The organism is Enterococcus sp. DIV0840, from assembly GCF_050527835.1.
In the GTDB taxonomy this organism is placed as follows: Bacteria; Bacillota; Bacilli; order Lactobacillales; family Enterococcaceae; genus Enterococcus_L; species Enterococcus_L ureasiticus.
Window position 1 is genome coordinate 2,598,980 of record NZ_CP172876.1, and the last position, 21,545, is coordinate 2,620,524.

Below are 21,545 nucleotides of genomic sequence, written 5' to 3' on the forward strand. Positions count from 1 at the left end.
TTAATCTAGCTTATCAGTCCTATTTGACAAAGAGCCGTTTTATCCCTAAACTCAGTATGTCTTTTATTCTATTTACTAAATCCGCTTATTCTTTTTTTGGTACTTTATTCTAATTGCTTTGTCTATTTCTGTAATAGATAAAATAATGATCCCTGAAACAATTGAAATTCCCCAACCTAAAAGTGACATATCTGCAGTATAAAACACGACATGCATAAATGGAACATAGGTTAGAATCAACTGCAATATAAGCATCCCCCCTATTATTAAGAATGCTTTTGGGTTGGTAAATAGAGACTTGGAAATAACTGGCTGACTTGTACGAATATTAAATAAGTAAAAAATCTTACTCAAGACAACAATATTAATCATCGTAGTACTTGCTACAGCTTGACTTAACCCTTGTGAAATTAGCCATTCATATGAGATAAGGCTGATGACCGCCATTAACACAGATACATAAGCCATTTGCCAAACATCGTGTTTATTTAAGAAACCTTTTCCATTTTTTCTTGGTTTACGCTTCATGATTCCCTCTTCTGCCGGCTCAAAAATAAATGCAAACTGAATAGTGATAGCTGAAACCATATTAATCCATAGCAACTGAGTAGGCTGTAAAGGCATTTCTTTTTGCATCACTATTGTAAATGCGATAATCAGCCCCTCAGCAAATGAGGTTGGTAATAAAAAAAGAATACTTTTCTTAATGTTATCATAAATTCTTCGCCCTTCACGAATCGCGACTGACATTGTTCCAAAATTATCATCTGTTAAAATCATGTCTGCAGAATCTTTTGCGACGTCTGTTCCTTGTCTCCCCATTGCGACACCAATATCCGCTCTTTTTAATGCTGGAGCATCATTCACGCCATCACCAGTCATGGCCGTTACCTTACCACATTCTTGTAAAGCTTCTACAATATCTATTTTATTTTTTGGTGTTGTCCGCGCAAAAACTTGGTTGAATAAAACAGCTTGTTTAAATTCTTCTTTAGACATATTTTCAAGTTCTAAACCTGTTACGACATGTATTTCAGGAGCTAAACCAAGTTTTTTTCCAATCGCTGTTGCAGTTAAAGGATGATCACCTGTGATCATCTTTACTTGTACGCCAGCTGTATTCATTTCCTTCAATGCAGCTATTACCTCTTCACGCGGTGGATCAATAATACCAGCGATACCAACAAGCTCAATCCCTTCAGCAAGAAGCTCATGAGTAATCTCTTGTATATCAGAAGTAACTTGTTTATATCCCACAGCAACTACTCGTTTTCCCTCTGCTGAAAGTTCACATACTTGCCTATTCCAGTAGTTAGAATCAAACGAAGGCATTTGTTTTTCAGCCATCTTAAATAGTTTATCGGGAGAGCCTTTAATAAAAATAAATTGATTTCCCTTTTTATTTTTGACTAATTTTGCCATATAATGATAATCAGAATCAAATGGCAGCATATCAATTTCAGTATATTCAGGTGTTTTAGGGTAATCAAATACTTTATAATAAAGTGTAAGAAATGAAGCATCTGTAGGCTCACCATTAATCGTCCATTCGTCATCCTCTTCTACTAATACAGTATCATTGGCTTCAAAACCAATTTCCAAAAATAACTTCAAATGAGTATTTTCTTGAACCGGTTTTTGATTCTCTTGTATCTGACCAATTGGTTGGTACCCATCTCCTGTTACTTCATATTTTTTATCACGAAACACAATATCTTTTACAGTCATCTCATTTTTTGTTAACGTACCCGTCTTATCTGTGGCCACAACATCTACAGAACCCAATGTTTCGACCGCAGGTAATGTTTTGACAATCGTATCTTTATTTTTTGCCATATCGCTAACACCCATTGCTAAAACAACAGAAGTAGTTGCTGGTAGTCCTTCTGGAATAGAACCGACAATCATTGTTACAACAGCTAAAGATAACACAGATAATGAATAGGTTCCTAAAAATAAACTGATAACAAATAAAATAATAGCCATAGCTATAATTATATAGGTAATCCATTTACCTAAACTATCAATTTCGTTCATTAGTGGTGTTTTTCTTATTTCAGTACTATTTACTTCTGTTGATATTTTACCAATTTCCGTATCAGTACCTATCGCTATCACGATACCAGTTCCACTGCCTGATGTAACAGATGTAGACGCGAAGCCTAAATTAATTTGATCAGCTAAAGAGGTACTCGATTCAGACAAGCTATCGATCACTTTTGCTACAGAATCAGGTTCTCCTGTTAATGCTGATTCTTGAATTCTCAAGTTATCAGATTCAACAATTCTCAAATCAGCTGGGACATTATCTCCAGCCTCTAAAAATACTACATCTCCTATCGTAACTTGTTCTGATGGAATATCTTGCCTAATCCCATCTCTATATACTGTAGCTTCAGAAGAAAGCATCTCTTTAATTCTTTCCAACGCATCTGAAGCATTTGCTTCTTGATAGTAACCGATCAATGCATTCACAATTACAACAATAGATATTATTATTGCATCTGAAGTGTGCCCCATAACTAATGTTAACAAAGCTGAAAAGAGTAGAATGTAAATAATGATGTTATTGAATTGACGCAATAATAATGACCATTTTGATACTTTCTTCACTTCTAATTTGTTTAAACCATATTTTTTTAATCGATTATTTGCTTGTACGCTATCTAATCCCATATTAATATCATGTATATCATATTTTTTCTTTACTTCGTCTATTGTTAATTGAAAATCTTTTTTATTTTCCATATATTATCATCCTTATTAATTAAATTTTTTGTTGCATATAAGAAATAAGCCCCTCATATTAATAGTTCAAAAACTACCAATGACGTGCTTGATACATGCTATTCAATTAAAAAATAGGATAAAGAAACTAAAATTTTCTGCTCACCATCTGCCGAGTCATTGCTCATTTAGATACCACCACCCTTTCGTAATTGTCTTTTATTTTATCATACTACTTCTTAGATTGTCAATAAAACTTTATGACGAACTGTTCTGCTAAACTAATAATAAATTATACTATTTTGAAAATAGTTCATATCTAAACGATTGTTTTACCTATATAAAAATGTTTTATCACTTAAAAGACAAAAATTTTTGGTTTTAACTTTTCTTCCTCATATACACTTGTCATTCCAAGTTACATTTTTATTTTCTTTCTACACATTAATTTATTTTTATATGTAAAAAAAGAGCTTTGCGAATAAATCGCAAGCTCTTTTACGTATGAGTATAAGGAGAAATGACCCAAAGATCAATTGTCCCTTTTTGCTTTATAATCAACTAAAATTATTTGTTTTTTAAGTTGTAGAAAGATTTCAAACCTTTGTATTCAGCAACTTCGCCTAATTGGTCTTCAATTCTTAATAATTGGTTGTATTTAGCAATACGGTCTGTACGGCTTAATGAACCAGTTTTGATTTGACCAGCGTTTGTTGCAACAGCGATATCAGAGATTGTTGAATCTTCTGTTTCACCTGAACGGTGAGATACAACTGCTGTGTAGCCAGCTTCTTTAGCCATTTCGATTGCTTCGAATGTTTCAGTTAAAGTACCGATTTGGTTAACTTTGATAAGGATTGAGTTAGCGATTCCTTTTTCAATACCTTCAGCTAATTTAGTTGTGTTTGTAACGAATAGATCGTCACCAACTAATTGAACTTTGTCGCCTAAAGCAACTGTTAATTTTTTGAAACCATCCCAGTCATTTTCATCTAATCCATCTTCGATTGAGATGATTGGGTATTTCGCGCATAATTCTTCGTAGAATGCGATCATTTCTTCAGTTGTTTTTTCGCCTTCGCCTGAATCAGCTAAAACGTAAACACCTTTTTCTTTGTCGTAGAATTCAGAAGAAGCAGCATCCATAGCAAGAACGATATCTTTACCAGGTACATAGCCAGCTTTTTCGATTGCTTCGATGATTACTTCAAAACCTTCTTCGTTTGAACCAAGGTTAGGAGCAAATCCACCTTCGTCACCTACAGAAGTAGCTAATCCACGAGCTTTTAAGATTCCAGCTAATGCGTGGAATACTTCAGCACCATAGCGTAAAGCTTCTTTGAATGTAGGAGCGCCTACAGGCATGATCATGAATTCTTGGAAGTCGATACTGTTATCAGCATGAGATCCGCCATTGATGATGTTCATCATTGGTGTTGGCAATACTTTAGTATTGAATCCGCCTAAGTAGTGGTATAAAGGTACTTCTAGGTAATCAGCAGCAGCACGAGCTACAGCGATTGAAACACCAAGAATAGCGTTTGCGCCTAATTTACCTTTGTTAGGAGTTCCATCTAAATCGATCATTGCTTTATCAATTGCCATTTGGTCACGTACATCGTAGCCAATGATTGCTTCAGCGATGATGTTATTAACGTTGTCAACTGCTTTAACAACCCCTTTACCTAAGTAACGAGATTTGTCGCCATCACGTAATTCAACTGCTTCGTATTCACCAGTTGAAGCTCCAGATGGAACCATTCCGCGACCAAAAGCACCGCTTTCAGTGTATACTTCTACTTCGATTGTTGGGTTACCGCGTGAGTCTAAGACTTCGCGTGCGTAAACATCAGTAATAATTGACATGTTTTGTCTCTCCTTTGAGTTTGTTTTATACTAAGGGGATTCGATTCCCTTAATTATGATTGTAGTGAATAAACGAGCGCTATGCAAACATTTTTTGCATAATTCATAGATTATTCAATGATTTTTCGGTTTATTGCGTATATTGTTATAAGCCGTGATTATTTAACGGCGTCTAACAAAGCTAAGAATGAGTCAGCTTCAAGACTCGCTCCGCCGACTAAAGCACCATCAACGTTTTCTTTTGCCATATATTCAGCAATGTTTTCAGGTTTTACAGAACCGCCGTATTGGATACGTACAGCTTCTGAAACTTCTTTACCGTATAATTTTTCAACTGTTGCACGTACAACGCCACAGATTTCATCTGCAATATTTGCATCAGCAGATTTACCAGTTCCGATTGCCCAGATTGGTTCATAAGCAATAACCATTGAAGATACTTGCTCATTAGATAAACCAACTAAACCATTTGTGATTTGACCTTCGATCCACTCAGCAGTTTTACCAGCTTCGTATGTTTCTAAAGATTCACCACAACAAAAGATTGGTGTCATGTTGTTTGCAAAGATTGCTTTGGCTTTTTTGTTGATGTCATCATCTGTTTCGTGGAAGTACTCACGACGTTCAGAGTGACCAATGATTACATATTGGATACCTAAATCTGCAATAGCAGCAGGTGAATTTTCACCAGTGAATGCACCTGTGTTTTCCCAGTAGCAATTTTGTGCAGATAATTGAACTTCAGAATCTTTAAGACTCCAAGCAAGTGGTGCTAAGAATAATGCAGGAGATCCGATTACTGAATCAACAACATCTTTTGATGGAACAGCATTTTTTACTGCTTCAGCAAAGCTTTGCGCTTCTGCTAAAGTTTTGTTCATTTTCCAGTTACCAGCGATAATTGGTTTACGCATGGAAAAGCACATCCTTTTCTTATTATGTTATGGATTGATTAAGCGGTGATCAACAGGCAAACTTTCGGTAATTTTCCTCACCAGATGAACTTTGATACTTGAAGTCCCTCAGGTTCAGTCCCATTACTCAAGTTTAAATGCCTTTTTCACAACCTCTTTATTTATCGTTAATTGCTGCTAAACCAGGTAATTCTTTACCTTCTAATAATTCTAAGCTTGCGCCCCCACCAGTTGAGATGTGAGTGAATTTGTCAGCAAAGCCTAATTGGATTGCAGCTGCAGCAGAGTCTCCTCCGCCAATGATTGTTGTAGCATCTGCTAAGTTAGCGATTGCTTCACAAACACCGATTGTTCCTTTAGCAAAGTTACTCATTTCAAATACGCCCATTGGTCCGTTCCAAACAACTGTTTTTGCACCTTCTAATGCTTGTGCAAATAAAGCGATTGTTTCAGGTCCAATGTCAAGACCCATTTGTCCGTCAGGAACATCACCAGTATGTTCTTCTGTTGGTACATCGTTTGAAAATTCTGCAGCAGTGATTGAATCGATTGGCAAGATTAATTTATCGCCTGCTTTTTCGATTAATTCTTTTGCTAATGCAACTTTATCTTCTTCAACTAAAGAGTTACCGATGTTCATGCCTTTAGCTTTGTAAAATGTATAAGTCATTCCGCCACCGATAAGAATTTTATCTGCTTTAGAGATCAAGTTTTCGATAACACCGATTTTGTCAGAAACTTTTGCGCCACCTAAGATAGCAACAAATGGACGTTTTGGTGCAGTCACTGCTTCACCAACGAATTTGATTTCTTTTTCCATTAAGAATCCAGCAACAGTTGGAATACCAGTTGAAGCAATTCCAACGTTAGAAGCGTGCGCACGGTGAGCCGTACCAAATGCGTCATTAACAAATACATCGCCTAAAGAAGCCCAGTATTTACCTAATTCAGCGTCATTTCCGCTTTCTTTTTTACCGTCGATATCTTCAAAACGAGTGTTTTCAAAGACTAAAACGTCGCCGTCTTTCATGTTGTTGACAGCTGTTTCTAATTCAGTTCCACGAGTTTCAGGAACGAATGTTACTGGTTTGCCTAATAATTCGCCTAGACGCTCAGCCACTGGTTTTAATGATTTGCCTGCTTTATCTTCTTCTGTTTTCACACGACCTAAGTGAGAAAATAGAATCGCTTTTCCACCATTTTCGATTACGTATTTGATTGTTGGAAGTGCCGCTACGATACGGTTATCGTTCGTGATCACACCATCTTTCAAAGGCACGTTAAAGTCAACACGGACAAGTACTTTTTTATCTTTTAAATCTACATCTTTGATTGTCTTTTTAGCCATTATGGAGTACTCCTATCTATAAAAAGTTTTTAGGTATTGTTAAACAAAATAATAAAAGCGGAGAAGCGCGTTGCTTCCCCGCTTATTATTTCACAGTTGTTCAAATTTCACTAATAATAAGAGTTACTCTTATAAGTTAGCGAAGTACTCTAAAGTACGAACTAATTGTGCAGTATAAGACATTTCGTTGTCATACCAAGCAACAGTTTTCACTAATTGTTGGTCGCCAACAGTCATTACTTTTGTTTGAGTAGCATCGAATAATGAACCGAAAGTCATACCTACGATATCTGAAGAAACGATTTCGTCTGTGTTGTATCCGTAAGATTCGTTAGCAGCTTTCGCCATAACTTCGTTTACTTCTTCAACAGTTACTTTTTTGTCAAGAACTGTTACTAATTCAGTTAATGAACCAGTTGCTACAGGAACACGTTGAGCAGCTCCGTCTAATTTACCATTTAATTCAGGGATAACTAGACCGATTGCTTTAGCAGCACCAGTTGTATTAGGTACGATGTTTTCTGCTGCAGCGCGTGCACGACGGAAGTCTCCACCTGGGTGAGGTCCATCAAGAGTCATTTGGTCCCCTGTGTAAGCGTGGATTGTAGTCATAAGACCTTCAACCACACCAAAGTTATCTTGTAAAGCTTTAGCCATAGGAGCTAAACAGTTAGTTGTACATGAAGCACCTGAGATAACTGTTTCTTTACCTGTTAAGATATCGTGGTTAGTGTTATAAACGATTGTTGGTACGTCATTTCCGCCTGGAGCAGAGATAACAACACGTTTAGCACCAGCTTTTAAGTGTAATTCAGCTTTTTCTTTTGAAGTGAAGAATCCAGTACATTCAAGAACGATATCTACGCCTAAGTCGCCCCATGGTAATTCTTCTGGGTTGCGGTTAGCAAGAACTTTAACTTCTTTACCGTTTACGTTGAAAGATCCATCATGAACTTCAACAGTTCCGTTGAAACGTCCTTGAGTTGTGTCATATTTTAACAAGTGAGCCAACATTTTAGCATCTGTTAAATCATTGATTGCTACTACTTCGATTCCTGCTACATCTTGGATACGACGGAATGCTAAGCGTCCGATACGTCCAAATCCATTAATACCTACTTTAACTGTCATTAAAGATTTCCTCCTTATGAAAATCAAAAATTTTTTTATTTTAAAGGGTTACCCCTTTTAAAATCTCATTTGCGGCAGCTTCATCAGTGATGAGCCACGTTTGTTTTGGTGCATTTTTCATGTAAGCGCGGATTGCTTTGGCTTTTGATTTCCCACCTGCAATTGCAACGACATTCGAAATTTTTTGTACATCCTTTAACTGAAGTCCGATTCGAGGGATTTTGTAAACAACTTCGCCCTCTTCATCAAAGAAATATCCGAAAGATTCTGCTACGGCATTATTTTGCTTTAACATGACCATCTCGTCATCTGACATTTTACGACGTGCTGCCATATGCAAAGCGCGTCCAATACTGTGAACAACACAATTGCTTTGTTCGATCAGCGTCAGTACTTCTTGGATCGATGGTTCTTGCAGGAGCGAGTTATACGTTTCTAAGCTTAATTGCTCTGGGACATATAATGCTCTATGGTGACCGCCAGTTTTACTTGCCATTACGGCGCTTACTGAATTGGCTTGAACCGTCATCGCTTCACCGATTCCACCTCTAGCTGGAACAAACAAATTGTGTCGTTTTTCCGTTTCTAGGGTCCCCATATGTTCTGCGGTCAAGGCCATTGTCGTACCACCCATAACTGCAACAATATTATCACCATCAAGTAAGAGTAAATCCAGAGCATCGGTCAAAATATCGCCGAACTCATAAAGTACTTTTTCCTGATTGTCACTGTTGCCTGCTACAACGATACAACGCTTGATCCCAAAATATTGGCTGATTTCTTTTTCGACTTGATGCATACCAAGTAATTGATTCATTACTGATTCTAATCCTTGATAAACTTCTAAGCCTTTTTCAGTTAATGTCATTCCACTTTTAGAAGTCTCTATCAGTTGTAAGTTTTTCAGAAAGTCAGTCTCAGTTCTTAAGACCCTTTCTGTAATTCCCATACTATCAGATAAACTTCTACGTCCAATAGGCTGCATCCAGTAAATATTACGAAGAATATGAAACCTTTCCTGCATTACATCGAGCAAATCTGGAGCAACTGCTTCAATCATTTTTAATTCATCTAGCATGATGCGCTCCTTCGTTGGTCTAAAAACGTCCAAGTAAGACTTAAAACGACCTATGAACTTTAAAAAAATAGGATTGACGTTCTTCTTTCGCATTGTTAAATTCTATTAACAGTCTTAAAAGCGCCCCTCAATCTTACAAATCTAGTTTAACAGTTTTCACTCTTCTTTTCAAGAAAAAGAGATTATTTTTTTTAATTAACTATCCTCCTCTTTGAAATAAATAAAGCAAACAAAAAATCCAGAATGATACCTGGATTTCTTAGCTTCTATATGTTTTATAAATCCTCTTCATAAAAACGCCCAAGAATTTTGACGTTATCTGAAATACTCACAAAAGCAGACGGATCAGATTCTTTCATGGCCGCTTCTAACGAAGGTAGTTCAAACCGCGTTACTACCGTTAATAAAAGTGTCTGTTTATCATGTCGATAAGCACCTTCTGCTTCATGAATGATCGTAATCCCTCGCCTCATTTTCTGTTGGATTCCATCAATAACAGCATCTGGATTTTTGGTAATGATCATGACTTGCATCTTCTTTTGCTTCGTATAGACTGCATCCGTCACTTTCCCGCTCACAAAGATAGATAGCGCACTGTAAAACATATACTGCCAACCAAATAAGTAGCCTGCTACAAAAATAATCAGTCCATTAAAATACATTGAAATCGAACCCACAGAACGACCTGTTTTCTTACGGATCGTAATACTAAAAATATCCAGTCCTCCAGATGAAAGGCCATTCTTCAATGCAAAACCAATACCAGACCCCATTACTGCACCACCGAAAATCGCACAAATGATTGGATCGTTAGAAAGACTTGTTTGCGGCACGATTTGCATAAAAATCGACGTCAACGTAACAGTCAAAAAGGTAAAAATCGTAAATTTTTTCCCGATTTTACGCCAAGCTACGAAAAACAAAGGAATGTTTAATGCATATAACGTAATGGAAACAGGCACTTTAAATCCTACAACATTTGTTGACAAGGTTGTTAAAATTTGAGCCAGTCCAGTAATCCCACTGGAATAAATGTTTCCCGGTTGGTAAAAAAAGTTCATCGCAACAGATGCCAAAATCGCATAAACGATCGACACTGAAAGTTTTGTCGTGTAATCATGGACAGGTAAACTTTCAAAGAATTTTTTCATGTAGAAGCAGCCTCACTTTACTTGATTCATTTGGTTCTCATTATACGTGCTTTGTGGTAAGAAAAAAAGCACAATCTTTTAAATAGAAGAAAAGTATTGCTAATTTTTCATTTTTATTTTGGTGTTTCATAATCTTGCAACGCGTTGCACATATAAGAAAAACGCTTACAACCAATCTTTTTTCAGCTATGATCGAGTTATACAAAATTTACTGAAATGAGGAATGATTATGCGTCACACAGAATTAGATCAATTTCCCGAAACATTTTTATGGGGGAGCGCATCCGCTGCCTATCAAGTTGAAGGAGCCTATCAAGAGGATGGAAAAGGAATTTCTGTTTGGGATAAGTTTGTCAAACAACCTGGGACAACATTCAAAGATACTAATGGAGACATTGCGGTAAATCATTATCATCGATTTAAAGAAGATGTTGCTTTGATGGCAGAACTTGGATTGAAAGCGTATCGTTTTTCCATCGCTTGGTCACGGATTTTTCCAAACGGTAAAGGCCAACTCAATCAAGCAGGACTAGATTTTTACAGTCAACTAATCGATGAACTTTTGAAATACAACATTGAACCGATTGTGACGATTTACCACTGGGATCTCCCCCAAGCACTACAAGATGAGTATGGCGGCTGGGAATCACGCCAGATCATTGAAGATTTTACGAATTATGCCACAGCTTTATTTGATGCTTTTTCTGATCGTGTAAACTATTGGGTCAGCTTGAATGAGCAAAATGTTTTTATTACTCATGGCTACTTGCTAGGCAGTCATCCACCTGCAGTTCGTGATGTTAAACGGATGTTTGCAGCAAATCATATCGCTAATCTTGCCAATGCTTCAGTGATCAAAGCATTTAAAGATGGTGAGTATAAAGGTCAGATCGGTCCTAGTTTCAATTATGGTCCTGCTTATGCTTTTGATAGTGATCCACTGAATGTCTTAGCCAAAATCGATACAGAAGAATTGATGGGCTTTTTCTGGCTGGATGTCTATGCAACAGGTAAATATCCGCGAACGGTTATCAAGCAATTAGAAAAACTACAACTAGCACCTGTTATAACCGAAGCCGATCAACAATTATTAGCTAATGGCGTCCCTGATTTTATTGGATTAAATTACTATCAAACTGCAACCGTCAAAGCGAGTACCACAGACTCTTTCTCTGGTGACATGAGTATGAACAACTCTGGTAAAAAAGGTACCAGTAAAGAAATGGAAATTCCTAGAGTCAGTAAATTTGTTAAAAATCCTTACCTTGAACAAACGAATTGGGACTGGACGATCGATCCTGTTGGGATTCGAGTAGCATTAAGAACAATCGAAAGCCGTTATCAGTTACCCGTTCTGATCACGGAAAATGGTTTAGGCGAATATGACAAATTGGAAAACGGCGAAATCCACGATTCTTACCGTATTGAATACCTACAAAAACATTTACAGGAGATTCAAGAAGCGATCACAGATGGTGTTCAAGTTTTAGGCTATTGTACTTGGAGTTTTACTGATTTACTTAGTTGGCTTAATGGTTATCAAAAACGCTATGGCTTTGTTTATGTGGATCGCGATGAAACCTCAGAACGCACTTTAAATCGTTACAAAAAAGATAGTTTTTATTGGTATCAAAACGTAATTGAATCAAACGGTGAGTATTTAAATGAAATGGGGAATAAATAATGGAAGCTTTAGAAAAATTTCTGAATAAATTTATTGGTCCAATTGCTCAAAAAATGAATAGTAGTAAATTTTTTAGTGCGTTGGCTGAGGCTTTTATGCGAACAACGCCGATCACGCTAGGTGTTGCTTTGCTTATGATTGTTGGGAACTTTCCGATTCCTCAATGGATCGAATTTTTAGCGAAAACGGGTATGACTGCACACTTTAATGCGGCGCTAGGTGCTACGATCAATTTACTTTCAGTTTATGTGACCTTTAACTTCGCTTATATTTATTCTAAAAAAGAAGGACACGATCCACTTCCTGCTGGTCTTTTAGCCATTGGTTCGTTTTTCATCTTAATGCCGCAAATGATCCAAACCTATACACTTGAAAAAGCAGTCACAGAATTTCCTGCTCAAACGGTTGTTACAGCAAGTAATAATGTAGAAGCTTTTGCTAGTCAATATACAGGCGGAACTGGACTTTTCGTGGCCATTATTGTCGGTTATTTCACCGCTGTTTTGTATAGCTTTTTGATCAGAAAAAATCTAACGATCAAAATGCCTGATACGGTGCCCTCCAATGTTTCTGAATCATTGAGCCCTGCTATTTTGTCTGGTGTTATTTTAGCGATCTTTTTCATTGTTAGGATTCTATTCTCATTTACACCATTTGATAATATTTTCGCATTTATCACAACTTTGATTCAAGCACCATTGCAATCATTAACTGGCTCTCCTATTGCTATTATTCTTATTTTTACTTTAGCAAATATGTTATGGTTTTTCGGAATTCATCCAAATATGGTTTATGGTGTGGTAATGCCCGTCATGACAGCGAATATGCTAGCGAATATGACCGCTTATCAACAGCATCAAGAATTACCTTATCTAGCGATGGCCGTTGTTTCTTATGTTTGTGGAAATTCATTTGGTGGACAAGGAAGTACCTATGGTTTAGTCATTTCTATGTTTACTGCAAAATCTGAACGGTACAAACAATTATTTAAATTAGCCGGACCACCTGTTCTTTTCAACGTAAATGAGCCATTAGTCTTCGGAATGCCGTTGATGTTGAATCCATTCTTCTTTGTCCCAATGGTAGTCTCTCCTTTATTAATGGGCGGTATTGCTTGGGGGATGTTGTCAGTTTTAGATTTTTCTAAATATAATCCGTTGATCGCTCTTCCTTGGACAACACCCGCACCCATTGCAATGGCTTTAAAAGGTGGATTTAATTACTTATTGATCTTCATTGTTTTATTGATCGTCAACGTGCTCGTTTGGTACCCATTCTTTAAAATGGCTGATAAAAAAGAATATTTATTGGAACAAGAAAATGCAAAAACAGCAGAGGATTAAACCTATGCTGTTTGGCAGCTATTAATAATAATTTAGTATATTCAACAGTTCAGAATAACCTAAACTTCTAGCGTAATCTTCCGCCGTTCGGCCAGTATTATCTTTCAAAGTTTTGTCCGCACCACCCTCTAATAAAACTTTGACGATTTGCTGATAGATTGAAGAACCATCTTTTAACGCAACTGCTTCGATCAAGGCCGTATAACCATAATTATTTTGGTGATCGATAGATACTCGTCCATCTTTTAATAACAGTTTTACATTTTCCAGATGCCCTTTTTCAGCTGCAGGAATCAGTGCATTGCCACCGAAACGGTTCACTTTTTGCTGATCCGGCACTTGTTTTTCCAGCATATAAGTCAGGATTTCAGTTTTTCCTTGAGCTCCGGCGTACAAGTATGGACTATCAGAAATTTGATCTTGCAAATTGATATCCGCCCCTGCATCGATCAGCATTTTTGCGATGCCTATGAAGTTTTGATGGGTTGCAATCAAAAGGGGGGATTCACCTTGAGCATTCACTTCATTGATCGTGTAGTTTTTATCTTTCAAAATTTCTTGGACCTTTGCAGAATCGTTATCACTAACTGCTTGAATCAAAGAACCTGTTGGAAATGTTTGATTAGATGATTCTGTTGAATTCTTTACGTTTGATTCAGTTGATTGCTTTGCGCTACTTTTATCAGTTGTCATGACAGTACTCTCCTTTATCGATTGTTTGGTATCAGCTTTTTTAGACTGGCAAGCCGAAAAAATAAGTAAAAGTGAAAATAGCAATGACGCCTTTAGCAAAAACTCTCTTTTGACCATAACCATCCTCCTTTAGCGGTGTTTACAGTCAGTATAAAACATAAATATAAACAATTTATAAACGCTGTTAGCTAAATGGTTGGAACGTTAATCATGACTTGTTAAAACAAAAAGCCACCAAGTATTCGATCAATGCAACAGTCGGAATCTGCGAGGATAAATCAAAATTATACGGCAATCGTTGATTTTCGATATAATAAGGAATATTGATTGTAGAAAGTTTGGCTAAAGTATTGTCATGCATATTTGTAATACTAATGATCTGGTTATTACTTGATTTCACAAATTGAACCATTTCAATAATTTCAGCCGTTTCTCCTGAGCTGGAAAAAATAATAATGACACTGTTCTCCTCTTTCATTTGAGTAGAAAGAAATGGTGCGTATGGTTCATTTGAATACATCGCTTTAAACCCGATCGTGTTAAATTTTCTAGCTGCATAACTAGCCATAATCCCGGATGAGCCCATTCCTACACAATAAATGAAACTAGATTGCTTTAATAAACTGCTCACTAATTCTATTTGCTCAATTACATCTTCAGCGAAGACTTGATTCACAAAAATTTGTTCAAGTGAAATCGTATCGGTCATTCCTTTACCAGCAAGTTTGCTGACTTCATTTTTGACATAGCGCTGAAAATCGTGATATGAATCAAAGCCGCATTTTCTTACGAAGCGAGTCACAGTTGATGGAGAACAAGGAATTTGAGCGGCAATTTCTCGAGCAGAAAGAGTAAAAATAGTTTCTAAATTTCTAAAAATATAATTTTGTAGTACTTCATCGGCGTCAGATAGATGCTTTACTGCTGATATTTTTTCTAGCATTGGCTTAACCTACTTACATTAAATTTTATGTGTACATTATAGTGGAACCAGTGGTATAAGTAAAGTAACCGAATTCATATTCTTTTGTTATATAATTTAGGAGGCAAAATCTAATGGAAAAAATCCTTGTTTTGGATATAGGTGGTAGTTTTATAAAATATGGACTAATTATTTCTGGTAAATTAGAATGGGTAAAAAAACAAGCGACACCTAAAAAAGTTGAGGCTTTTAAAAATTGTTTGAACCTAATAAAGAACGAATTTTTAGAGGACTTCACTGGTGTATCGATTTCCATGCCAGGAATCATCAATGCAGATAGCGGCTTTGCCGTTCACGGTGGTTCACTCGAATTTATTAGACAGATGGATATCCGTGAGTTTTACGAATCGATCTTTGAATGTCCGGTTACAGTAGATAATGATGCCCGCTGTGGGATCATCGGCGAAATGAATCAAGGACAACTTAAAAGGATTGAAAATGCCGCGATGATTGTTTTAGGTACAGGTGTTGGCGGCGGCTTGATCGTTAATGGTCAGTTAGTTAGAGGCTTCCATCAATCTGCTGGGGAACTGTCCCTTGTACAAACCAATTCCGCTATGAACCTTACTGATTTATTTGCTGTAAAAAACAGTGTCTATAGTTTATTGAAGCCATTTGCGAAAGCTCTGGGTCAACCAACAAAAGAAGTCAGCGGAGAAGCTTTTTTTGAAGCGATCGAGAATGAAGATCCCGCCGCTCAAACTATTTTACATGGCTATTGCGATTCATTAGCTGTTCAAATCTGGAATCTACAAGCCATTTTAGATCCAGAAAAAATCGTGATTGGAGGCGGCATCAGTAGTCAACCGATTTTATTGGATTACATCAAGCAAAGTCTACAAAAAAACGTTGATAGTCTAAATGTTGGTCCCCTTGCAAGTGTGATTGCACCAGCCGTTGTTTTAAGTTCCTTAGGAAACGATGCCAATTTGATTGGTGCGTATTATAATTTTATAAACAAAAATACAAACTAAAAAAGCACCCAAAATGAGAAATAACATTTTGGGTGCTTAAATTTTTCTACCTTTTACTCATCAATTGCTGTTACATCAATGTTCAATTCAAATAATTGTAATAGTGAAACCACACTAGGTGCACTCGTCATTGGATCAGCAGCTTTCCCATTTTTAGGGAAGGCGATCACTTCACGAATATTATTTTCACCCGCTAGCAACATCACTAAACGGTCTAACCCTAAAGCAATTCCGCCGTGTGGAGGGAAACCATAATCTAAGGCATCTAACAAGAAACCAAATTGTTCTTGCGCTGATTCTTTAGTGAAGCCTAGCGTTTCAAACATTTTTTCTTGTAACTCACGTTTATGGATACGTAGTGAACCGCCACCTAATTCGTATCCATTTAAGACGATATCATACGCTTCAGCGTAAACTTTCGCTGGATTTATTGAAAGTAATTCAATGTCAGATTCTTTTGGTTGTGTGAATGGATGATGGGCAGAAACATAACGACCTGCTTCTTCATCATACTCAAACAATGGCCAGTCAACAACCCACAGGAAGTTGAATTTAGACTCATCAATCAAGCCTAATTCTTTCCCTAAACGAGAACGAATTGCGCCTAATGCTGCTGCAACCACTTCTGGTTTATCTGCACCAAACATTAAAATATCGCCAACCTCAGCATTTGTTGCGGCGATCAAATCATCCGCTACATCTGTTAAAAATTTTGCAATAGGTCCTTTTAGACCATCTTCTTCTACTTTTAACCAAGCAAGTCCTTTAGCACCAAATTGGCTCACATAAGTACCTAAGTTATCCATATCTTTTCTTGAATATTTATCTGCTGCCCCTTTGGCATTTAACGCCTTGACTTGTCCGCCATTTTCTAAAGCCATTTGGAAGACTTTAAAATCAACGTCTTTAACCACATCTGCGATATCGATCAATTCCATATCGAAACGTGTGTCTGGTTTGTCACTTCCATAACGAGCCATTGCTTCATCATAGCTAATACGAGGGAACGGTAATGTAACGTCGATTCCTTTTGTTTCACGCATCACTTTTGCTAACATTTCTTCAGTCATTGTTTGGATTTCTTCTGGAGACAAGAAGGTTGTTTCAATATCCACTTGGGTAAATTCTGGTTGACGGTCGCCACGTAAATCTTCATCACGGAAACAACGAACGATTTGGTAATAACGATCGAAGCCAGCATTCATCAATAACTGTTTGAAAATTTGCGGTGATTGCGGTAATGCATAGAAATGTCCTGCATGTACACGTGAAGGAACCAGATAATCACGCGCGCCTTCTGGTGTTGATTTGCCAAAATAAGGTGTTTCAATATCAATAAAATCAGTATCCTCTAAATAATGACGGATCGATTTTGTTACTTCATGACGTAATTTTAGATTGGCTGTCATATGTGGACGACGTAAATCTAAATAACGATACTTCATACGGATTTCATCGCCGACATTGTTTTCATCTTCGATTAAAAAGGGTGGTGTTTTAGCAGTATTCAAAATCGTGATATCTGTTGCCATCACTTCAAATTCGCCAGTCTTCATTTTAGGATTGATTGCTTCTGAATCACGGTACGTTAATTCTCCAGTAATTTCAATTACGTATTCGCTACGGCATTTATCTGCAATTTCCCATGCTTCTTTTGAATGTGCTGGATTGAAAACAACTTGTGCGATTCCTTCGCGATCACGAAGATCGATAAAAATAACTCCGCCTAAATCACGACGCTTTTGTACCCAACCTTTTAATGTAATTACCTGTCCTACTAAATCTGCTGAGACTTCTCCGCAGTATACTGTTCTTTTTGTCATTGCTCATTGCTCCTCTTCATTTTTTACTGTTTATTAATCAAACATCACTGTCATCATTTCATCATAGACTTCATCGAATCTTTCGTAAATATCTGATAGTGGAAATGCTTTTTCATTACGATTAGCCATGGCTTTTACGTTTACAACGCCTTCTGCCAATTCAGTTTCACCTAAAGTCAATGCAAGTTTGGCATTTAATTTAGCAGCTGTTTTAAATTGTGCTTTTGCTTTACGATCCATAAAATCACGATCGGCTGAAAAACCAAAGTTACGAATTGCTTGCACGAGTTTTAGCGTTTCAATGTTTGTTTGATCCCCAATTCCGACAACATAAGCATCGATTTCATTGATTACTGGAACCACAACAGCTTCCGCTTCCATCGTGATCAGCACACGTTCGATTCCCATTGCGAAACCAAAACCAGGTGTCGCTGGTCCGCCGAATTCTTCAACTAATCCATTATAACGTCCGCCTGCACAAATCGTTGCTTGTGCACCCATCCCTGGTGCGTCACTCATCACTTCAAAAATCGTATTCGTATAATAATCTAATCCACGAACCATATTGCTATCGACTTCAAAGGGAATATTCAATTCATTCAACATTGTTTGAACTGTTTCAAAATGTTTTTTTGATGACTCACTTAGATAATCCAAAATCGATGGTGCATCTGCGACGATTGCTTGGTCTTTTTTATCTTTACTATCTAACACACGTAACGGATTTTCATGTAAACGACGTTTTGAATCTTCGCTTAGTTCAGCCGCTTTTGGTTCTAAATAATCGATCAAAGCTCGACGATAAGCCGCTCTTGTTGCTTTATCACCTAATGAATTGATCACCAGACGAATTTTTTGAATACCTAATTGTTTAAAAAAGTCTAAGGCCATCGCCATACTTTCAACATCCACTGCTGGATTCACACTACCAAATGCTTCTGCTCCGATTTGGTGGAATTGTCTTAAACGTCCTGCTTGTGGACGCTCATAGCGAAACATTGGTCCCATGTAGTATGTTTTATAAGGTTTTGCAAATTCTGGTCCAAATAATTTATTTTCTACAAATGAACGAACAATTGGTGCTGTTCCTTCTGGGCGCAAGGTTACATGACGGTCCCCTTTATCATAAAAATCATACATTTCTTTTGAAACGATATCAGTCGTATCACCTACACTGCGGGAAATTACTTCATAATGTTCAAAAATAGGTGTACGGATTTCTTCATATTGGTAATCACGAAAAATCAAACGGGCTGTTTCTTCAACAAACTGCCATTTTTCGGAAGTACCTGGTAATAAGTCATTGGTTCCTTTTGGTTTTTGATAACTCATTGTTTTCATCTCCTATTTATTGTTAGTTATTTGTAAGGTATTTTGGTAAAGAGTGATTGAGATTGAAACAACTATGGAACTCTTTGTTTGGATCATGCCATTTGGTAATTCCTAGTACTGTAACTTCTCTCTTTGGTCGCCAAGTATTGTTCATCAGCTACTCTGGCGTAGCCAGTCGTAGTTGATGAACAACAAAAACTCGCCCTTGTATAAATACAAGGGCGAGTGAATAGACACACGCGGTACCACCTAAGTTTGAAAGATTAATCTTTCCTCTAACGATTAACGCTCGCAACGGAACGGCTTTTATCCGCTCATCTCCAGAATGTCTTTCAATTTCTCTAATGAAGTTGCTCTCAGCCTTGGCAACTTTCTCTTATACAATCAGCTTGAAATTTACTCGTTCCTTCATTGATTTTTTTGATATTATATATAAACTACTAAAATTTCAGTGTAAAGTCAAGAGGGATTCTACTAATTCCACAGCTATTATCAAAAAAGAATTCTGGTTTTGCTTTTCTATTTGCAGATAAGACAAAATACTTCACGGATCCACCTCTATCAACTACACTAAAAGAAGAAAGTCAGGAGGAATTATCATGACACAAAACGTACAAATTAGTAATACAGAAGTCTATTCAACTCCCTTAGGTTTAGGTACAAATGCTGTTGGTGGTCATAATCTTTTTCCAAACTTAAACGATGACACTGGAAAGGAAATCGTCCGAACTGCTTTGACGAATGGCATCACTTTATTAGATACCGCTTTTGCTTATGGGATGGGTCGTTCAGAAGAATTGATCGGTGAGGTTTTAAAAGAGTTTGACCGAAGTAAAGTGGTTATCGCCACAAAAGCTGCTCATGATCCTGCTAAAGACGGCGCATTCAATAATACACCAGAATTTTTGACACGCTCTGTTGATGAAGCACTGGAGCGGCTACAAACAGACTATATTGATATTTTTTACATTCATTTTCCAGATGAAACAACTCCTAAAAATGAAGCAGTAGCTGCTTTACAAAAATTAAAAGATACAGGGAAAATCAGAGCGATCGGCGTTTCTAATTTTAGTTTAGAACAAATCAAAGAAGCAAATAAAGAAGGTTTTGTAGATATCGTTGAAGATGAATATAGTTTGATCCATCGTGATGCAGAACACGAATTACTGCCATATTTAAAAGAAAATACAATTTCTTTTGTTCCTTATTTCCCATTGGCATCCGGCTTATTAACTGGAAAATATGAACGTAACGTAACGTTTCCTCCTGAAGATTTACGTAGTAAAAAACCAGATTTTCAGGGTGATCGATTTAACGCAATTATCGACAAAGTCAGCCAGCTTAAACTAATTGCCGCAGATTATAATGCGAGTGTTGCAGAAGTCGTACTTGCCTGGTATATCAAAAATCCTTTTGTTGACGTTGTGATCCCAGGTGCGAAAAAACCAGAACAAGTGATCAACAATGCAAAAGCGTTGGATGTCCATTTGACTGAAGAAGATTATCAACGAATCGACAAATTATTTAGTTGATTAAAATAAGGTTATGACAAAAGTCGTTTTGACTCAAACAGTTGGACTAAAAGAGGCTGAATAAACGGTTGGAACAGAAGCAACTCCTTCTTATTTTTCGGAGTTAAACACTTCTGTTCCAACCTCTTTTTGCCGAAGAGTCTGCTTTTTTCTATGCTTAATGATTATATAGCATATCATGAACAATATCAGAACCAGATAGATCACTCTTGTAGTAAGTGGGCCAATTCTCTAATTCTTTCAGTAATGTTTCTTGACTTTCATCTCCAAAATACAGATGAAAATGCTCAGCCTTAGTAGGTTTGATGTTATGATCACTAAATTGGATGTGCTTTGGAGCAGCGTTATTATCATCGATCACACTAAACAAATAACGTACCCCTTTTTTACCAGAATCATACGTCAAAATTTGATACCCATCATATTGGTAATCCGCTTTTTGAGAGGTATCACCTTTAAAGAATTCCACCGTATTTCCTTTGATCACGATTCTTTGAGTATCTGTCTTATAGCCAACTGTATAATAGGTTTTATACTCGTCAAAACTTTTATCTTTCTTTTCTTCCGCTTTATGCTCAAGAACTTCATCCAAGGTTCCATCAAGTAAATAAGGATAAACAGATTGCCAATCACCAGACCAATCTTGCAGCGTTCTATTTTGGACCTCCTCTTCTTTGAACTCTCCATCATGAGCGTGCTTATGTTTATGCTCATGGGTTTGTTTTTCTTCCGAATGCTGATTTGTTTCAACCGTTTCTACATTGTTTTTTTTCGTGCAACCACTAACTAGCAGTATTCCAAGTATAATAACACTTAGACCTTTATACAACTTTACATTTTTCGTTTTCATAAACGAACCCCCATTTTCATTCTATTGACTAAATCGACTTTATCGGTTTATTTTATGAGCCTTTCTGTTTTACCACAAACAAAACGTAACGATTACGATTTAATCAAATCATTTTAT

16 protein-coding genes and 1 other annotated feature are annotated in these 21,545 nt (G+C 36.9%); of the genes, 4 read left to right on the forward strand and 12 right to left on the reverse strand.

Features of this window, described 5'->3' with window-relative positions:
- Window positions 1–75 precede the first annotated feature (75 nt).
- The 7 genes from IGL98_RS12425 to IGL98_RS12455 form a co-directional block, all read right to left on the reverse strand.
- Window positions 76–2,748, reverse strand: coding sequence for an HAD-IC family P-type ATPase (locus IGL98_RS12425; RefSeq protein ID WP_206842578.1), 2,673 nt, complete (start codon window positions 2,746–2,748; stop codon window positions 76–78).
- A gap of 546 nt (window positions 2,749–3,294) precedes the next feature.
- The gene (eno, locus tag IGL98_RS12430) at window positions 3,295–4,593 is read right to left on the reverse strand and encodes a phosphopyruvate hydratase (protein WP_010763068.1); all 1,299 of its coding nucleotides are present in this window, start codon (window positions 4,591–4,593) and stop codon (window positions 3,295–3,297) included.
- Window positions 4,594–4,751: 158 nt separating this feature from the next.
- Complete coding sequence (tpiA, locus tag IGL98_RS12435) at window positions 4,752–5,507, reverse strand: triose-phosphate isomerase (protein ID WP_206912759.1); 756 nt, start codon at window positions 5,505–5,507, stop codon at window positions 4,752–4,754.
- A gap of 157 nt (window positions 5,508–5,664) precedes the next feature.
- Entirely contained in the window at window positions 5,665–6,855 is a 1,191-nt protein-coding gene (locus IGL98_RS12440) for a phosphoglycerate kinase (RefSeq protein WP_069646062.1), read from the reverse strand.
- Between the two features lie 129 nt (window positions 6,856–6,984).
- A complete protein-coding gene (gene gap / locus IGL98_RS12445; protein ID WP_069646063.1) occupies window positions 6,985–7,986 on the reverse strand; it encodes a type I glyceraldehyde-3-phosphate dehydrogenase in 1,002 nt (333 codons plus the stop codon).
- A 40-nt stretch (window positions 7,987–8,026) separates the two neighbouring features.
- The gene (locus IGL98_RS12450; RefSeq protein ID WP_206912760.1) at window positions 8,027–9,064 is read right to left on the reverse strand and encodes a sugar-binding transcriptional regulator; all 1,038 of its coding nucleotides are present in this window, start codon (window positions 9,062–9,064) and stop codon (window positions 8,027–8,029) included.
- A gap of 275 nt (window positions 9,065–9,339) precedes the next feature.
- On the reverse strand, window positions 9,340–10,215 hold the full coding sequence (locus IGL98_RS12455; RefSeq protein ID WP_025872302.1) for a YitT family protein: 876 nt from the start codon (window positions 10,213–10,215) through the stop codon (window positions 9,340–9,342).
- 229 nt (window positions 10,216–10,444) lie between these two features.
- Here IGL98_RS12455 and IGL98_RS12460 point away from each other — a divergent pair, with 229 nt between their 5' ends.
- Both IGL98_RS12460 and IGL98_RS12465 read left to right on the forward strand, forming a co-directional pair.
- The gene (locus IGL98_RS12460) at window positions 10,445–11,899 is read left to right on the forward strand and encodes a glycoside hydrolase family 1 protein (protein WP_206845278.1); all 1,455 of its coding nucleotides are present in this window, start codon (window positions 10,445–10,447) and stop codon (window positions 11,897–11,899) included.
- Complete coding sequence (locus IGL98_RS12465) at window positions 11,899–13,242, forward strand: PTS sugar transporter subunit IIC (RefSeq protein ID WP_206912761.1); 1,344 nt, start codon at window positions 11,899–11,901, stop codon at window positions 13,240–13,242. The genes IGL98_RS12460 and IGL98_RS12465 overlap by 1 nt, the downstream gene beginning before the upstream one ends.
- Window positions 13,243–13,263: 21 nt before the next feature.
- Here IGL98_RS12465 and IGL98_RS12470 read toward each other — a convergent pair whose 3' ends face one another.
- Window positions 13,264–14,052, reverse strand: a complete 789-nt coding sequence (locus tag IGL98_RS12470; RefSeq protein ID WP_206845293.1) for an ankyrin repeat domain-containing protein — start codon at window positions 14,050–14,052, stop codon at window positions 13,264–13,266.
- A gap of 91 nt (window positions 14,053–14,143) precedes the next feature.
- Complete coding sequence (locus IGL98_RS12475; RefSeq protein WP_206845295.1) at window positions 14,144–14,878, reverse strand: MurR/RpiR family transcriptional regulator; 735 nt, start codon at window positions 14,876–14,878, stop codon at window positions 14,144–14,146.
- Window positions 14,879–14,991: 113 nt separating this feature from the next.
- On the opposite strand from IGL98_RS12475, the gene IGL98_RS12480 reads away from it, so the two are divergent.
- The gene (locus tag IGL98_RS12480; RefSeq protein ID WP_206912762.1) at window positions 14,992–15,891 is read left to right on the forward strand and encodes an ROK family protein; all 900 of its coding nucleotides are present in this window, start codon (window positions 14,992–14,994) and stop codon (window positions 15,889–15,891) included.
- Window positions 15,892–15,944: 53 nt separating this feature from the next.
- Here IGL98_RS12480 and aspS read toward each other — a convergent pair whose 3' ends face one another.
- Window positions 15,945–17,714: an aspartate--tRNA ligase gene (gene aspS, locus IGL98_RS12485; protein WP_206912763.1), complete on the reverse strand. Its 1,770-nt coding sequence runs from the start codon at window positions 17,712–17,714 to the stop codon at window positions 15,945–15,947.
- A gap of 33 nt (window positions 17,715–17,747) precedes the next feature.
- The gene (gene hisS / locus IGL98_RS12490; protein ID WP_206912764.1) at window positions 17,748–19,046 is read right to left on the reverse strand and encodes a histidine--tRNA ligase; all 1,299 of its coding nucleotides are present in this window, start codon (window positions 19,044–19,046) and stop codon (window positions 17,748–17,750) included.
- Window positions 19,047–19,260: 214 nt separating this feature from the next.
- Window positions 19,261–19,467 (reverse strand) — a binding site (T-box leader).
- A gap of 178 nt (window positions 19,468–19,645) precedes the next feature.
- On the opposite strand from hisS, the gene IGL98_RS12495 reads away from it, so the two are divergent.
- Window positions 19,646–20,578, forward strand: a complete 933-nt coding sequence (locus IGL98_RS12495) for an aldo/keto reductase (protein WP_206845304.1) — start codon at window positions 19,646–19,648, stop codon at window positions 20,576–20,578.
- A 157-nt stretch (window positions 20,579–20,735) separates the two neighbouring features.
- Here the strand turns inward: IGL98_RS12495 and IGL98_RS12500 are convergent, their stop codons facing one another.
- Entirely contained in the window at window positions 20,736–21,428 is a 693-nt protein-coding gene (locus IGL98_RS12500) for a metal-binding protein ZinT (protein ID WP_206912765.1), read from the reverse strand.
- Between the last annotated feature and the right edge of the window lie 117 nt (window positions 21,429–21,545).

What these genes read in the sequence shown, in the direction of transcription:
- IGL98_RS12425 (WP_206842578.1), bottom strand. Translation starts at nt 2,748, where the DNA reads ATGGAAAATAAAAAAGATTTTCAATTAACAATAGACGAAGTAAAGAAA.
- eno (WP_010763068.1), bottom strand. Translation starts at nt 4,593, where the DNA reads ATGTCAATTATTACTGATGTTTACGCACGCGAAGTCTTAGACTCACGC.
- tpiA (WP_206912759.1), bottom strand. Translation starts at nt 5,507, where the DNA reads ATGCGTAAACCAATTATCGCTGGTAACTGGAAAATGAACAAAACTTTA.
- IGL98_RS12440 (WP_069646062.1), bottom strand. Translation starts at nt 6,855, where the DNA reads ATGGCTAAAAAGACAATCAAAGATGTAGATTTAAAAGATAAAAAAGTA.
- gap (WP_069646063.1), bottom strand. Translation starts at nt 7,986, where the DNA reads ATGACAGTTAAAGTAGGTATTAATGGATTTGGACGTATCGGACGCTTA.
- IGL98_RS12450 (WP_206912760.1), bottom strand. Translation starts at nt 9,064, where the DNA reads ATGCTAGATGAATTAAAAATGATTGAAGCAGTTGCTCCAGATTTGCTC.
- IGL98_RS12455 (WP_025872302.1), bottom strand. Translation starts at nt 10,215, where the DNA reads ATGAAAAAATTCTTTGAAAGTTTACCTGTCCATGATTACACGACAAAA.
- IGL98_RS12460 (WP_206845278.1), top strand. Translation starts at nt 10,445, where the DNA reads ATGCGTCACACAGAATTAGATCAATTTCCCGAAACATTTTTATGGGGG.
- IGL98_RS12465 (WP_206912761.1), top strand. Translation starts at nt 11,899, where the DNA reads ATGGAAGCTTTAGAAAAATTTCTGAATAAATTTATTGGTCCAATTGCT.
- IGL98_RS12470 (WP_206845293.1), bottom strand. Translation starts at nt 14,052, where the DNA reads ATGGTCAAAAGAGAGTTTTTGCTAAAGGCGTCATTGCTATTTTCACTT.
- IGL98_RS12475 (WP_206845295.1), bottom strand. Translation starts at nt 14,878, where the DNA reads ATGCTAGAAAAAATATCAGCAGTAAAGCATCTATCTGACGCCGATGAA.
- IGL98_RS12480 (WP_206912762.1), top strand. Translation starts at nt 14,992, where the DNA reads ATGGAAAAAATCCTTGTTTTGGATATAGGTGGTAGTTTTATAAAATAT.
- aspS (WP_206912763.1), bottom strand. Translation starts at nt 17,714, where the DNA reads ATGACAAAAAGAACAGTATACTGCGGAGAAGTCTCAGCAGATTTAGTA.
- hisS (WP_206912764.1), bottom strand. Translation starts at nt 19,046, where the DNA reads ATGAGTTATCAAAAACCAAAAGGAACCAATGACTTATTACCAGGTACT.
- IGL98_RS12495 (WP_206845304.1), top strand. Translation starts at nt 19,646, where the DNA reads ATGACACAAAACGTACAAATTAGTAATACAGAAGTCTATTCAACTCCC.
- IGL98_RS12500 (WP_206912765.1), bottom strand. Translation starts at nt 21,428, where the DNA reads ATGAAAACGAAAAATGTAAAGTTGTATAAAGGTCTAAGTGTTATTATA.